A 14,485-nucleotide genomic window follows, 5' to 3' on the forward strand; every position below is an offset into this window, starting at 1 on the left:
CCTCTCAATCGGAGGCGGCTTTTTTTTATCAAAAAAGGGCTATATTTTCTTCTGGTGAGCCGTATTTCAGCCAAATAACGTGATAAAAGAGCGCTGTCTAATTATTTAAATAGTTTATATAAATTATTCGTATTGACGTCATCTGAATGGATACCTAGATTGTAAAAGTGTGAGTGAAATGTTAACGCATTGATTCCCACATAAATATCAGGTTATTAAACGTCTCGCAATGTTACAACGTTGCCATGTCGTTTAATCGAACACTCCATTCAAAGAGCGCTAACATGAACGAATCTGCATCTGCTGCCACGCAGTCGTCACGCCTGAGAAGTCTCGGGCTACGGCTATTTGGCCTATTGTTATTTCTGACAGGGATTATTTTAGTGGTGCCCGGCTATAAATTACTGACGCTGCATGGCAGTGCCTGGTATGTATTAGCGGGGGCGGTCTGGGCGATTGCCGGTATATTGGTGTTTCTGCGCCGTGCGTCCGGTTTATATCTCTACACGCTGAGTTTTATTGCCACTCTGGTGTGGTCTTTATGGGAATCCGGGCTGGATGGTTGGGCGCTGGTGCCACGCCTGGATTTACCGCTGGTATACCTTATTTTTGCCGTCTTGCTGATGCCAAAATATCATCGCGATGGTGCAAAGGGCTATCGTCGCTATGGTATCGCCGTTCTGGTGCTGACGGTGGTGGGGTTGGTGGTTGCCGTCCCGCTGGCGCAGAAGCCGTGGCAGGTCGAGGCAAACAGCACCCCGGCGGGTCACTATTATGATGAGCAGACCACGCCTGCGGCACAGGACTGGCCGACTTATGGTGGCGGCTATGGTGCCCAGCGTTATTCAGCGTTGCAGCAAATCACACCGGCCAACGTCAGCCAGTTGAAACGCGTCTGGGAGTATCATACCGGTGAAGCGCATAGCGCCAACTTCGGTAATGAACTGACGCCAATTAAAGTGGGCGATGCGATCTATGGCTGTACCATTCGCCATAAGATCTTTGCCATCGATGCGGCCACCGGTAAGCAGAAGTGGATGTTCGATCCGAAAACGCCTGCAACGTCTTCGCCACCCAACTCCGCCTGTCGCGGTGTGGCTTACTATGCCGACCCGGCAGCGACTGCGGGGCAGCAGTGTGCACAGCGCATTATCGTCGGTACGTTGGATGCAAAACTGGCGGCGGTGGATGCGAATACCGGTGCCATTTGTGAAGATTTCGGCGATCACGGCTTTGTGGATCTGATGCAGGGGCTGGGCAAGTGGCCAGCAGGCATGGTCTCGGTCACCGCCGCACCAACCGTAGTACGTGGCGTTGTGGTCACGGGCCAGCAGGTAATGGATGGGCAATTGCGTTCAGCGCCTTCGGGTGTGGTGCGCGGTTATGATGCCGTTACCGGTAAGCTGCGTTTTGCCTGGGACATGGAACAGCCAGACATCGCCACCACGCCACCCGAGGGGAAAACCTACACGCCGGGTACGCCAAACATGTGGTCGACCGCCGTCGCGGATGAGAAGTTAGGCCTGGTGTATCTGCCAATGGCAAACTCCGCCGGGGATTACTACAGCTCTACCCGTACCGCGGAAGAACGTAAGTACAGCTCTTCCGTGACTGCGCTGGACGTCACCACCGGTAAACCGCGATGGGTCTATCAGTTTATTCGCAACGACGTCTGGGATTATGACACCCCGGCACAGCCAAGTCTGGTGGATTTCCCGACCGACAAAGGGCTGGTGCCTGCCTTGATTCAAACCACCAAGCAGGGTGACCTGTGGGTGCTGGACCGCCGTACCGGTCAGCCATTGCATAAAGTGGAAGAGCAGCCCGCGCCCCAGGGCGGTGTCGAGCCTGCTGAGCGTGCAGCAACGCAAAAACGCTCACTGTACAGTCATACACAAAAGCCTGACCTGACCGAGCAAATGATGTGGGGGATCTCGCCGTTTGATCAGCTCGCGTGTCGTATTCAGTATCGCTCCGCTAACTATCAGGGCATCTTCACCCCACCGAGCGCCGACAAACCCTGGATTGAGTATCCCGGCAACAATGGCGGTTCCGACTGGGGCAGTATCTCGGTGGATGTGCACAACGGCGTGATCATTGAAAACTACAACGATCTGCCGAGCTATTCGAAGCTGGTGCCGCGTGCCGTTGATGATGCGTTGGGTGTCTTCTGGATGGGGGATGCGCGCTATAAAAACCCACCACCGGGCCGCAACCGTCCGCAGGCAGGTCTGCCTTACGGGCAGGATGTGAATACCGGTTGGGTGTCAAACCTTGGTGTAATTTGTAAGCAGCCGCCGTTTGGGATGATCAAAGCTATCGATCTGACCAGTGGTAAAACCCTGTGGGATCGTCCGTTAGGCACCGCCGAGCGTAATGGCCCATGGGGCCTGCATTCGATGCTGCCACTGCAGATTGGCTTGCCAAACAACGGCGGCGTGCTAACCACGCGCAGTGGCGTTGCTTTCGTCGGTGCAACCACCGATGACTATCTGCGCGCTATCGACGTGAAAAGCGGTAAAACGCTGTGGAAAGATCAATTGCCAGCGGGCGGCCAGGAGACCCCAATGACCTATGAAGTGAACGGTCAGCAGTTCGTTATCATCATGGCCGGGGGCCACCATGGCATGATGACGCCAGAGGGTGACTCGGTTATCGCTTACGCTTTACCGAATAAGTCATAACAAAAAAGCCGCTGCTCAAATGGGCAGCGGCTTCTGTTACTCTCCTGTGGGGCAGAACAGCCGCCCGCATTTTACTTCTGCTCAGCTTCCTGCGCTTCGCGCACCTTCCGCACGTCTTTCTCCGTCACCGGTGGCGCATTGTTGCCCCAGCCGCTGCGCACGAAGGTCGCAAGATCGGCCACCTGCTTATTGCTCAAACGATGAGAGAAGCCCGGCATGGTCAGCACCGACGGCGCTTTCGGCGTTGACGGGGTTTCAGCTCCTTGCAGGATGATGTTGATCAGCGCGTTTGGATTCTCTTCCAGCACCACATCACCGCCGTTCAGGCGTGGGAAGATCCCTTTGGCACCTTTACCGTCGGTCCAGTGACAGGCTTCACAGTTGTTCATATATAACAACTGACCGGCGCTGAGGTTCTGGCCCTGCGTCAGGGTATCCACCGTTTGCTGTGTCGCTTTGTCTGCATCCTGACGGTGGTAGTTCACCTGTGGCCCGGCAGGGAGTGACTTCAGGTAACCGGCAATCGCTTGCAGGTCGGGATCAGACATGTGCTGCATGCTGTGTTCAACCACACCGGTCATCTCACCGCCTACGGCGGCAAAGTCGTTACGTCCGGTCGCGAGATAGTCAGTGATATCTTTCACCGACCAACCGGGCATACCGCGCAGAGCAGGGACTGGCCAGCCGTTGAGTTCTCCCCCAGACAGGTAAGTATCGCTGCTGTCATTCAGTGCCTTCTCCTGCATACCAATCCCTCTTGGGGTGTGGCAACTACCGCAGTGCCCCAGTGTTTCCACCAGGTATTTGCCACGATCCAGATCCGCTGGCGTGACCGGGTGATAGTCTTTATCCTCTGCGAAGGCAAAGTTCCAGAACGCCATGCCCCAACGTTGGTTGAATGGGAACATCAAATCGGTTGCTGTGGCTTTCGCCGCAACCGGCTTCACGCCTTTCATAAAGTAAACATACAGCGCATGAATATCGTTGTCGGTAATGCCGCGATAGTCTGGGTATGGCATTGCCGGGTAGAGGTGCTTGCCGTCACGACGAACCCCCTTACGCACTGCATCAGCAAACTCCTGTTCGCTGTATTGCCCAATCCCCGCCTCAGGGTCTGGCGTAATGTTGGTGGAGTAGATAATCCCCATTGGGCTGTGGATCGCCAGGCCACCAGCAAATTCTTCACCGCCTTTAAGGGTATGGCAGGCCGTGCAGTCTCCGGCGCGGGCCAGGTATTCACCTTGTTTAATCAGCGCAGCATCGTCCGCATGTGCGGCCGATTGTCCCAGTGCCAGCAATGTCATCGCGGCCAGATAACGCAAAGTTGTCTTCATCCTTTTGCTCCTTATGCCTGTACCATCGGGCCAGGATTTTTCAGGTACTGCTCGCGAATGGCTGTTACCGAAAAGTAGGTCAGCCCGGCAACGGCGGCGGTCGGGTTGGCATAGAAGTTCTGTGGGAAGGCATTAGCTCCTGGCACGAACACGTTATGAACATCCCAGCACTGTAAGTAGCGATTAAGTACCGAAGTGCGCGGATCGCTACCCATGATCGCGCCCCCGGCGTTGTGGGTATTGACGTAGTTCGGCGAGCTGGCGAAGTGGCTGTCCATCTTCAGAATGTTGTGCGAGTACTGGCTCGGATTGAGGTGTTTGGTGATCGCCTCCATCTTCTCTTTCATAAACTGCAACATCCGCAGATCGTTCTGCACGTAGTCATAGGTCACGCGCAGCAACGGCATGCCGAAACGATCTTTATAAACCGGGTCGAGATCGAGGTAGTTGCCACGTGTCGCCATGTTACTGCCTTCCAGCTTGACGCCCATGGAGTGGCCATAGCTCTGTTTCAACGCTTTTTTCCAGCCAGCGCCCCAGGCCGGAGCGCCTTTACGCACGGGTGCTGCCATCGGTGTGCCGGTAGGCTGGGAGCTGTAAATCTTCGCGCCACCAATAAAGCCCAGTGCCGAGGTATCGATATTGCCGGTACCGAAATCGCTGATTACCGTGCCGGTCGGTCCTGCGGTGGCAAAAGGATTGAACGCCATATCATCAAAGAACAGCGTGTATCCACCACCATACTGGTGGGTGTAGCTGCGTCCCACGACACCGGTTTCCGTAATCGGGTTGTAAGGCTCGCCAATACCGGAGTTCAGCAACAAACGGACGTTGTTCAGACCAAAGGTGGCGAGAATCACGATGTCAGCGGGCTGGAACACTTCATTGCCCTCGCCATCGATATAAGTCACACCGCTGGCTGTTTTGCCATCGGGCTGTTTTTCCACGCGGATAACGTTGGCATGGGTGAGGTAATCGAAGTTTGGCATCAACTTCAGGCGGTCAAGGATCGCCGTCTGTGGGGACGCTTTAGAATAGTTAACGCAACCGTAGAACTGGCAGAAGCCGCAGTAGTTGCAAGGCGCAAGCTGTTGACCATACGGGTTGGTATAAGGCACGGAAACAGCCGCCGAAGGCATCGAGTAAGGGTGATAACCCATTTCCGCCGTGGCCTTACGGAACAGGGCGCTGTTGAGGCTGTCTTCCAGCGGCTTATTTGGGAACGGGTTCGAACGCGGTCCCTCCAGGGGATCGCCGCCTGGCTGGATAACACCGCGTAAATTGCCGGTTTCACCTGAAGAACCACATACCTGGTCGAAGAAATCCATATGCGGTTCAAGTTCTTGCCAGTCAACCGGGAAGTCCGCGATACGCAGCTCTTCATCCAACTGACCCGGTTTGAAGTGGGCGTCAGCATAGGTTTTGAGTTTTAAATCAACCGGGGTAGGACGGGTGATCATCCCTGTCCAGTGCAGCCCGGAACCGCCCACACCGTCGCCGAGGCGAAACGCGCCCAGTTCACGCATTGGCAGTGCCGTTTCGCTCTGATTGTGGCGAATGGTAAAGGCCGCATCATGCGGGCTTTGCATGATTTTGTGGCGCTTGGTGTAGGCCAACTCATCAGCCGGTTTCGGGTAAGCGTAATCGCCGTTCAGGCGATCTTCACCGCGTTCAAGTGCACGAACTTTGAGTCCTGCTTTGGCCAGTTCGATACCCATGATGGCACCGGTCCAGCCTAAGCCCACAATGACAACGTCAACGTGTTGATTGGTTTTTTTCATTTTTAATTCCGGTTAGAACTCAGGCAGTGTCGCCATTTAATGCAACTGGACCCAGAGGGTATTTAACGTTATGGATTTTTATCCATTGCGGATAACTGGCGCGTGCCCCTGGGAAATTAATCATTTTCCAGGCAGCCATATTAAAGTTTCCGCCATATTGCGGATCGGCCAGGTAACCCTCTTTGGTATTTTCCAGTAAGCGTGTGAAGAAATAACCGGCATTCAGGTCGGCTTCTCCATATTCGGCGAAGTTCACACTGTTCTGTTCTAATCGGGTCAGGACATCATCCCTGACTTTAGCCGGTAAATCGCAAAACGCCTGATTAAAGGTGATGCGGCAATACTGGTTAGTCAGCGCGATGCCTTTGCGGTATAGCACCTGCAAATTAAACGGCATCTGATAGCCGAACAGCTTGCTGGCTTTGCTGTTGAAGGGGGCGGACATGTACCAGTCATCCCCTTTGCCATAAGGCGTTAACATTTGCTTATCGATGAAAACCGGCACGTGCGTGTCTAATGCACCTGGGCCTTCATGGTCGGTGGGAATAATGCGATCGCAAGCAGCCATAATAAACTGCCATTCATCGTGAGTGAAAAACTCCGGTTGGTAATGGCTCAATGCTTCCTTAGCATCGGGTACGGCAGCAAATACTGAACTGACGCCACATTTCATCCCTAAAGAAGCAATACCTATCAATGACCCTAAAATAAAGGGCCGCCGGCCGATGCCGGTTTTTTCTTCTGTCATTTTTATATTAACTCGTTCTTATTGATTATTAAGTCGATAACCTGGTGTCATTATTAAATAAATCTTGAACGTGATAATCTCCCCTTTTGACCAAACAAAAATCACCGCTCAGGTGAATTAACCGCCTGACCGTGATGTAGATAATCTGTTACTGAGTTGTAATCGCGCGTAGTATGCGCTTTTGTGTGGGATTATCATTAGCGCGGGTTTATATAAACTATTTGAATAATGACAGGAGTGTTTTTAATTCAATAAAATCAATGAGATAACATCTAACCCAGACACATTCCCTTACATCAAGTGCGGCTTTGCTTACTGGGGCGTTGAAGAGAACAGGCGGACTGCTGGAAAAGCAGGCAAATCAGCGAGATAGCGATAGCCTGCAACCTCGGTTGCAGGCGAGAAGGGATCAGTGGCGTAACAGGCGCAATCCATTAGCCACCACCAACAGACTGGCACCGACATCGGCAAATACGGCCATCCACAGCGTACCCATACCGGCAAAGGTCAGGGCGAGGAACAGGGCTTTGATACCCAACGCGAGGGCGATGTTCTGCATCAGAATGGCGTAAGTACGTTTGGATAACTGCACGAACTGCGGGATCTTGCGCAGGTCATCATCCATCAGTGCCACATCGGCGGTCTCCAGAGCGGTATCCGTTCCCATTGCGCCCATGGCAAAGCCGATGTTGGCCGCGGCTAAGGCCGGTGCGTCATTGATGCCGTCACCCACCATGCCGGTGACACCTTCACCGGCATAATTTTCCACCGCCTGACGTTTGTCATCAGGCAACTGGTCACCCAGGGCCTGATCGATACCGACCTGTGCGGCGATAGCCTGCGCAGTGTGGGGATTATCGCCACTCAGCATCACGGTTTTTACGCCCAGCGTATGCAGTTGCTGGATAGCCTGCTGGCTGGTGGTTTTAACCGTATCCGCAACGGCGAACAGGGCGAGCACTTGCGTGCCGTCATTTAACAGCACCACGGTTTTGCCCATGCTCTCCAGCTCGCGGACTTTGCTTTCGGTTTGCGCATCGCAGCCGCTGGTTTCCCGCGTCAGGCGGAGGTTGCCTAAATAATAGGTCTGCTCGTCTAGCGTACCGCTAATGCCTCGACCGGGCAGGGCGGTAAAGCCTTTCAGGCTGGCGCGTTGGGTGTCAGCACTGGCGCGGGCGATGGCTTGCGATACCGGGTGGTCTGACTGGCTGGCAAGGCTCCCCGCAATCGCAATCACCTGCTGTTGCGGCAATGCGGTGCAGCTTATGATATCCGTCTGCACCGGTTTGCCCTGGGTCAGCGTGCCGGTTTTATCCAGCGCCAGCCAGCGTAGTTTGCGCCCCTGTTCCAGATAGACGCCACCTTTGATCAAAATACCGCGTCGGGCTGCGGCGGTCAGACCGCTGACCAGGGTGACCGGCGTTGAGATAACCAACGCGCACGGGCAGGCGATGACCAGCATCACTAACGCCTTGTAGAGGGAAGGCTGCCAGCCGCTGAGGCCAAACAATGGGGGGATAATCGCCACGGCCAGTGCCAGCAAGAATACGCACGGGGTATAGATGCGGGAGAAGCGATCGACAAAACGTTGAGTCGGGGCTTTTGCCCCCTGAGCCTGTTCGACGGCGTGAATAATACGCGCCAGAGTAGTGTTACTGGCGCTGGCCGTCACGCGATAATCGACGCTGCCGGTCTGGTTAATGGTGCCAGCAAAAACTTTGTCGCCCACGTTTTTGTCCACGGGTAAACTTTCGCCAGTGATCGGTGCCTGATCAATCGTGGTTTGTCCGCGTACAATCTCGCCATCCAGGGCAATGCGTTCACCGGGTTTCACTCGCACCAGGCTGTCCAGTTGTACGCTAGCGGCGGCACAGGATTGCCAACTGCCATCCGCTTGTTGCACGGTAGCGGTGTCAGGTGTGAGCTGCATCAGTGAACTGATGGCATTGCGGGCGCGATCCAGCGAACGGGCCTCGATCAGTTCGGCAACAGTGAAAAGCACCATTACCATCGCTGCTTCGGGCCACTGGCCAAGCAGCAGTGCGCCGGTAACCGCAATACTCATTAACGCGTTGATGTTGAGATTAAGATTACGTAGCGCAATCCAGCCCTTTTTATAGGTCGTCAGACCGCAGGCAGCAATCGCTACCAGCGCCAGCACCGCTTCCACGCCTTGCGGTAAGGTCATCCAGTCTGCGATTTCAGCGGCGGCGGCGGCAACAGCCGCCAGGGCGAGGGGCCACCAGGGTTTGGCTTGAGTGTTAACGGGTGCCGGGTTGCTGCCGGTTTCGGGTGTGAACCCCAGTGAGCGGATCGCCTCCAGCACGCGTTCCAGCGCCTGTGGCTGATGCGTAACCAGCAACACGCGCTGCATCAGGTTAAATTCCAGCGCGCTGACTTCTGCCATATTGCCGAGTTTTTTCCGTAGCAGCGTCTCTTCAACCGGGCAATCCATCTGCATGATGCGAATAGCGGTTTTCACACCGCCCGCCACCTGTTCGCTGCTTGCCAGACGCGTTAACGTTTCGCTAGCTGCATGGCAGCAGCTTTGGGCGCAGCTATCGGAGGCTGGCGCGGTGGGTTTCACGATCGCGGAGGGGCGCGGGTGTTCATCAGGAATCAGACGCATTTTCTTTGTCCAGTCGATTAACTATACTGGCATTAAAAACCCTGAAGCTGCTACAGGGTCAAGCCGATGAGGAAAAATAAATGAAGACAGGTGAACTGGCGACACTCGCGGGCTGCCCGGTAGAGACGGTGCGGTATTACGAAAAGTCGGGCCTGCTGCATGCGCCGCTGCGGGGCGAAAACAATTATCGTCACTACGATCACACCCACGTTGAGCGGCTGATGTTTATTCGTCGCTGCCGCGCGCTGGATATGACTCAGGATGAAATCCGTGCGTTGCTCGAAGCCAAAGAGTCGCAGGAACCGCACTGCGGCAAAATTGATGCGATCATCAGTGAGCACCTGCACCACGTTCAACAACGTATTCAGGAGTTGCAGGCGCTGGAACAACAGCTCAAAGCGTTGAATCAGCACTGTAATGCCGATCGGAGTCTGAGTGAGTGCGGTATTTTGCGCGAACTGAAAGAGCCGACAGAAGGGGATAACAGCCCGCTGGAGATCCCTAACGGGCATCTGGCTGGGGTGCATTCGCATTAAAAAAAACCTGGAGCCCTTCACCGGCTCCAGGCAAAGCAGAGAAAAGCGTTAAACAATCAGAATGGCACGGATATCGTTCACATTGGTCAGGGTTGGGCCGGTGATCACCAGCTCGTTGGTGGCCTGAAAATAGCTGTAGCTGTCATGGGCATCGAGATAATCACGAGCGATCACACCGGCGGCGTTGCCGCGTTGCAGCGTATCGGGCCCGATAATCGCACCGGCGGCATCTTCGGTGCCGTCAATGCCATCGGTATCCCCGGCGATGGCCCAAATACCGCTCTCGCCCTGTAACGCGCAGGCCAGGCTTAACAGGAACTCGGTGTTGCGCCCGCCTTTACCGGCTTTGCCGCCGCTGACGGTAACGGTGGTTTCGCCGCCGGAAAGCAAGACTGCCGGGCCAGCAAGGGGCTGACCGTACTGCTTTACTGAACGGGCGATGCCAGCCATTACAATCGCTGCTTCGCGACTTTCACCCTCAATGGCATCCCCTAAAATCAGGGTCGTAATGCCATGACGGCGGGCGGCATCTGCCGCCGCTTGCAGTGCGAGTGATGGCGTTGCAATCAGGTGCGTTTGCGCATTATCGTCCGCACTTTCGCTGGCGACGGTCTGGCTAAGATGACGGCGCACCGCATCCTGCAACGGGATCTGATAGCGATCCAGCAGCGCCAGTGCCTGTTGCGGGGTGCTGTCATCCGCTACCGTCGGGCCTGATGCAACATCAGCCGGATTATCACCCGGTACATCGCTGATGATCAGCGATACCAGACGAGCAGGGCGCGCCAGTTTCGCCAGCTTGCCGCCTTTAATGGCGGAAAGATGACGTCGCACCAGGTTCATCTCCTTGATGTTGGCCCCGCTGTGCAGCAGTGAGCGGGTGATGGCCTGCTTGTCTGCCAACGTCAGTCCTGCGGCTGGCAGTGCCAGCAGTGCGGAACCGCCACCCGAGATCAGCGCCAGCACTAAATCATCCCGGGTTAACCCTTGTAGTGCTTCGACGATCTGACGTGCGGCGCTTTCACTCATCTCATCGGCGACCGGATGGGCCGCCTGTAAGATGGTGATGCGTCCAGCCGGGACGGCATGACCATAACGTGTTACCACCACGCCACTCACATCCACATCTGGCCATGCTGCATCAACTGCGGCTGCCATCGCCGCCGATGCTTTGCCTGCGCCAATCACCACGCAGCGGCCGGTCGGTTTTTCCGGTAGTGCCGGAGGGACGACAGGCCCTGGCCGGGCGCTGTCAACCGCTGAGGAAAACAGATCCCACAGCAGGGATCTGGCGTCTTCATTGCGCATAGTTATACCGTTTCTGCCACGTTGATTTTGGCTTCGATGTACGCCACGACAGCGCGTGTCACTTCAGCAGTATTGGCTTTTCCGCCGACATCAGGGGTCAGAATGCCTTTGGCACAGGTATCCTCAATGCCTTCCATGATTAACTTCGCCGCATCATGTTCACCGAGGTGCTCCAGCATCTGCACCGCAGTCCAGAAGGTGGCGATAGGGTTCGCAATCCCTTTGCCGGTGATGTCAAATGCAGAACCATGAATCGGTTCAAACATGGAAGGGAAACGCTGTTCTGGGTCGATGTTGGCAGTTGGCGCAACACCCAGGCTGCCAGCCAGTGCGCCTGCCAGGTCGGAGAGAATATCCGCATGCAGGTTAGTCGCAACGATCGTATCCAGGCTCTGTGGATGCAGGGTCATGCGGTGTGTCATCGCATCGACCAGCATTTTGTCCCAGCTCACGTCCGGGAACTCCAGTGCCACTTCAGCGGCAATCTCATCCCACATCACCATGCCGTGACGCTGGGCGTTAGACTTGGTCACCACCGTCAGTAATTTACGTGGGCGAGACTGTGCCAGCTTAAAGGCATAACGCATGATGCGGGTGACACCCACTCGGGTGAAAATCGCCACTTCAGTGCCCACTTCTTCCGGTAAGCCACGGTGCGCACGACCGCCGTTACCAGAATATTCACCTTCAGAGTTCTCACGTACGATCACCCAATCTAAATCCCCTGGTCCGCGATTACGCAGCGGGGAGGTGACACCGGGCAGAATTTTGGTCGGACGTACGTTGGCGTACTGGTCAAAGCCCTGGCAAATCGGCAGGCGCAGACCCCATAAGGTGATGTGATCCGGCACATCTGGCGCGCCCACCGCGCCGAAGTAGATCGCATCAAATTTTTTCAGGGTTTGCAGGCCATCTTCCGGCATCATCACGCCATGCTGCTTATAGTAATCTGAGCCCCAGTCAAAGGTTTCGATATCAAATTTCAGCTCGCTGTTTTGGCGCTCCAGCGCGCGCAGCACTTCAACACCCGCAGAGATCACTTCAGGGCCAATACCGTCAGCAGGGATAGCAGCAATAGAATAAGTACGCATTGTTTTCTCCAAATCGAATCAGTGTGTTTCAGGATGAGTTAAATCAGTGTTCTGCACTTTCCGCTGACTTGTGGAGAGCCACAGAACCACTAAGGCAGAGAGCATCAGCAGCCCGGCGACAAAATAGAGTCCCCATGCATAGCTGCCAGTTTGTTGGCGAATAACGCCGATAACGGTGGGGCCGACAAAGCCGCCGAGGTTGCCAATGGAGTTAATGGCGGCAATCCCTGCGGCCGCAGCCGGACCCGTAAGAAACAGGGTTGGCATGCTCCAGAGCGGCGGTTTGGAGGCGCTGATACCAAGGTTCACCAGAGTCAGGGCGAAGATGACGCCGAGCAATGTACTGACGCTTCCGGCACAAATCAGACCGACAGCGGCGATGATGCAGGCAATAATTACGTGCCAGGTGCGCTCAGATGTCCGGTCAGAGTGGCGAGCCCACAGCACCATGCCGATCACACCCACGACCGCAGGGAACGCATTCAGGAATCCGGTCTCCAGTGCGGAGACGCCGAAGGTATGAATAATTTGCGGTGCCCAGATGCCCAAGGTATAAAGCCCGGCGGACGTGCCGAAATAAACCAGTGCCAGGGCCAGTACGCGACGATCTGCCAGGCCACGCCATGCGCTATGGCTGGCATTGTTAACGCTGCGGCTCAGCTGCTCAGCTTCCATGGTGTTTTTCAGCCAGGTACGCTCTTCTTCATCCAACCAGCGTGCTTTCTCTGGGCGATCGGTGAGGTAGAACAGCACCACAACACCCAGGATGACGGCAGGTACGGCTTCCAGCACAAACATCCATTGCCAGCCTGCGAAGCCAAGGTAGCCATGCAGCTCCAGCAGTGCGGCGGAAATCGGAGAGCCTAGCGCAGTTGAGATGGGTGCTGCGGCCATAAACAGTGCCGTCACTTGCGCACGACGGGCTGCCGGGAACCAGTAGCTCAGGTACAGAATGATGCCGGGGAAGAAGCCCGCTTCCGCAACACCTAACAGGAAGCGCAAGACATAGAAACTGGTGGTGCCCTGGACGAAAGCCATACAGCCGGACACCAGGCCCCAGGTGATCATGACGCGAGCGATCCAGATACGCGCGCCGACTTTATGTAAAATCAGATTGCTCGGAACTTCGAACAGAAAGTAACCGATGAAAAAGATCCCCGCGCCGATACCGAAAATGGCGGGCGACAGACCCAGATCCTTATTCATCGTTAACGCGGCAAAACCGATATTGACGCGGTCAAGAAAAGCGATGAAGTAGAGCAGCATGATGAAAGGAATAATGCGCAGTGTAACTTTGCGCATCACCCTTTTTTCCAGGTGAGAATTCATATTAGAGTGCTCCGCAGTTTGTGTAGGGTTTTTTGTGTTTTAGTGGGATTGAGTATGCGTTTTTGCCGGGTTTTATCATCGGCAGTGCTTTATATAAATAATTTGAATAATATTGTGGCGAGGAAAATGTGGATATAAATCAATTGCGTTGCTTTATCGCGGTAGGTGAGGAACTTCACTTTGGCCGTGCAGCGCAGCGAATGGAAATGATGCCTGCGTCACTGAGCCGTTTTATTCGTTTGCTGGAAGATGACCTCGGATTACGTCTGCTCAACCGCTCTACACGCAACGTGTCATTGACACCGCGTGGCGCAGAGTTTTTGCACGAAGCGTTACAGGTTGTCGCCGCCTTTGACGCGCTGGCCGCGCGCTACCGGGAAGCCAAACGCGGCGAGCGAAAAACCCTGCGTATTGGCGTGATTGACAGCGCTGCACGCGGCTTGTTACCGGGGCTGCTTAATCTGTTTGTGCGGGAATATCCGGATGCGGATATTCATCTGACAGAAGATAAAACCAGCAACCTGATCCCACGTTTACGTTCAGGCTGGTTGGATGTGATATTTGTGCGTCCACCTGAGACGCTGGACGTCAATCTGGCGGCGCGTTTTATCACCCGCGAAACGACGGTGCTGGCGGTACCGGCGCAGCACGTTCTGGCCCAGCGGCACCAGGTGAGTGTGGCGGATTTTCGTGATGAAGCGATTATTATGCCCGAGCGCAGAACTCGTCCACACAGCCATGACTTAACCATGAATATCTTCAAAAGCGTCGGGTTAACCCCGGTTATTGCGCAATATGCCGACGAAAAGCAGACCATCCTGAGTATGGTGGCGGCGGGACTTGGGCTGGCGCTGGTGCCCGCTTCGTACCGCAATATGAATACCGATGGTGTGAAGTATATTGATCTACAACTGGATCAAAACGTCCCTGGATTACCGCTGAGTGTGATGTGGTATGCCGGTAATGAAGATCGTTTTGTTACCATTATTCTGGATATTTTGACGCGTTATCATCAGGAATTAGTCAAGGATCTGTAGACACATTC

Annotated in this window: 10 protein-coding genes; 3 read left to right on the top strand and 7 right to left on the bottom strand. The window is 55.0% G+C overall.

Annotated elements, in window-relative coordinates:
* The first annotated feature begins 284 nt into the window (after positions 1-284).
* A complete protein-coding gene (locus F3J40_RS11180; RefSeq protein WP_167014612.1) occupies positions 285-2,684 on the top strand; it encodes a membrane-bound PQQ-dependent dehydrogenase, glucose/quinate/shikimate family in 2,400 nt (799 codons plus the stop codon).
* A gap of 71 nt (positions 2,685-2,755) precedes the next feature.
* Here F3J40_RS11180 and F3J40_RS11185 read toward each other — a convergent pair whose 3' ends face one another.
* The 4 genes from F3J40_RS11185 to F3J40_RS11200 form a co-directional block, all read right to left on the bottom strand.
* On the bottom strand, positions 2,756-4,018 hold the full coding sequence (locus F3J40_RS11185; protein ID WP_167014614.1) for a c-type cytochrome: 1,263 nt from the start codon (positions 4,016-4,018) through the stop codon (positions 2,756-2,758).
* Between the two features lie 11 nt (positions 4,019-4,029).
* Positions 4,030-5,799, bottom strand: coding sequence for a GMC family oxidoreductase (locus F3J40_RS11190; protein ID WP_167014616.1), 1,770 nt, complete (start codon positions 5,797-5,799; stop codon positions 4,030-4,032).
* Positions 5,800-5,818: 19 nt separating this feature from the next.
* Positions 5,819-6,547: a gluconate 2-dehydrogenase subunit 3 family protein gene (locus tag F3J40_RS11195; protein WP_167014618.1), complete on the bottom strand. Its 729-nt coding sequence runs from the start codon at positions 6,545-6,547 to the stop codon at positions 5,819-5,821.
* 409 nt (positions 6,548-6,956) lie between these two features.
* Positions 6,957-9,176: a heavy metal translocating P-type ATPase gene (locus F3J40_RS11200; protein ID WP_167014620.1), complete on the bottom strand. Its 2,220-nt coding sequence runs from the start codon at positions 9,174-9,176 to the stop codon at positions 6,957-6,959.
* Between the two features lie 80 nt (positions 9,177-9,256).
* Here F3J40_RS11200 and cadR point away from each other — a divergent pair, with 80 nt between their 5' ends.
* A complete protein-coding gene (cadR, locus tag F3J40_RS11205) occupies positions 9,257-9,712 on the top strand; it encodes a Cd(II)/Pb(II)-responsive transcriptional regulator (RefSeq protein WP_167014622.1) in 456 nt (151 codons plus the stop codon).
* 48 nt (positions 9,713-9,760) lie between these two features.
* Here the strand turns inward: cadR and F3J40_RS11210 are convergent, their stop codons facing one another.
* Genes F3J40_RS11210 through F3J40_RS11220 form a run of 3 tightly spaced genes read right to left on the bottom strand, consistent with a single transcriptional unit; the run spans position 9,761 to position 13,440 of the window.
* Positions 9,761-11,020 carry a glycerate kinase type-2 family protein gene (locus tag F3J40_RS11210; protein ID WP_167014624.1) on the bottom strand — a complete coding sequence of 420 codons (1,260 nt, stop codon included), beginning with the start codon at positions 11,018-11,020 and terminating at the stop codon, positions 9,761-9,763.
* A gap of 2 nt (positions 11,021-11,022) precedes the next feature.
* On the bottom strand, positions 11,023-12,111 hold the full coding sequence (locus tag F3J40_RS11215; protein WP_017348213.1) for a tartrate dehydrogenase: 1,089 nt from the start codon (positions 12,109-12,111) through the stop codon (positions 11,023-11,025).
* Positions 12,112-12,129: 18 nt separating this feature from the next.
* Positions 12,130-13,440 (bottom strand): MFS transporter, encoded by a 1,311-nt coding sequence (locus tag F3J40_RS11220; RefSeq protein WP_167014626.1) that lies wholly within the window; start codon positions 13,438-13,440, stop codon positions 12,130-12,132.
* Positions 13,441-13,568: 128 nt separating this feature from the next.
* On the opposite strand from F3J40_RS11220, the gene F3J40_RS11225 reads away from it, so the two are divergent.
* A complete protein-coding gene (locus F3J40_RS11225) occupies positions 13,569-14,477 on the top strand; it encodes a LysR family transcriptional regulator (RefSeq protein WP_167014628.1) in 909 nt (302 codons plus the stop codon).
* Positions 14,478-14,485: the final 8 nt, after the last annotated feature.

The sequence above is a fragment of the Candidatus Pantoea multigeneris genome, assembly GCF_011752615.1.
In the GTDB taxonomy this organism is placed as follows: domain Bacteria; phylum Pseudomonadota; class Gammaproteobacteria; order Enterobacterales; family Enterobacteriaceae; genus Pantoea; species Pantoea multigeneris.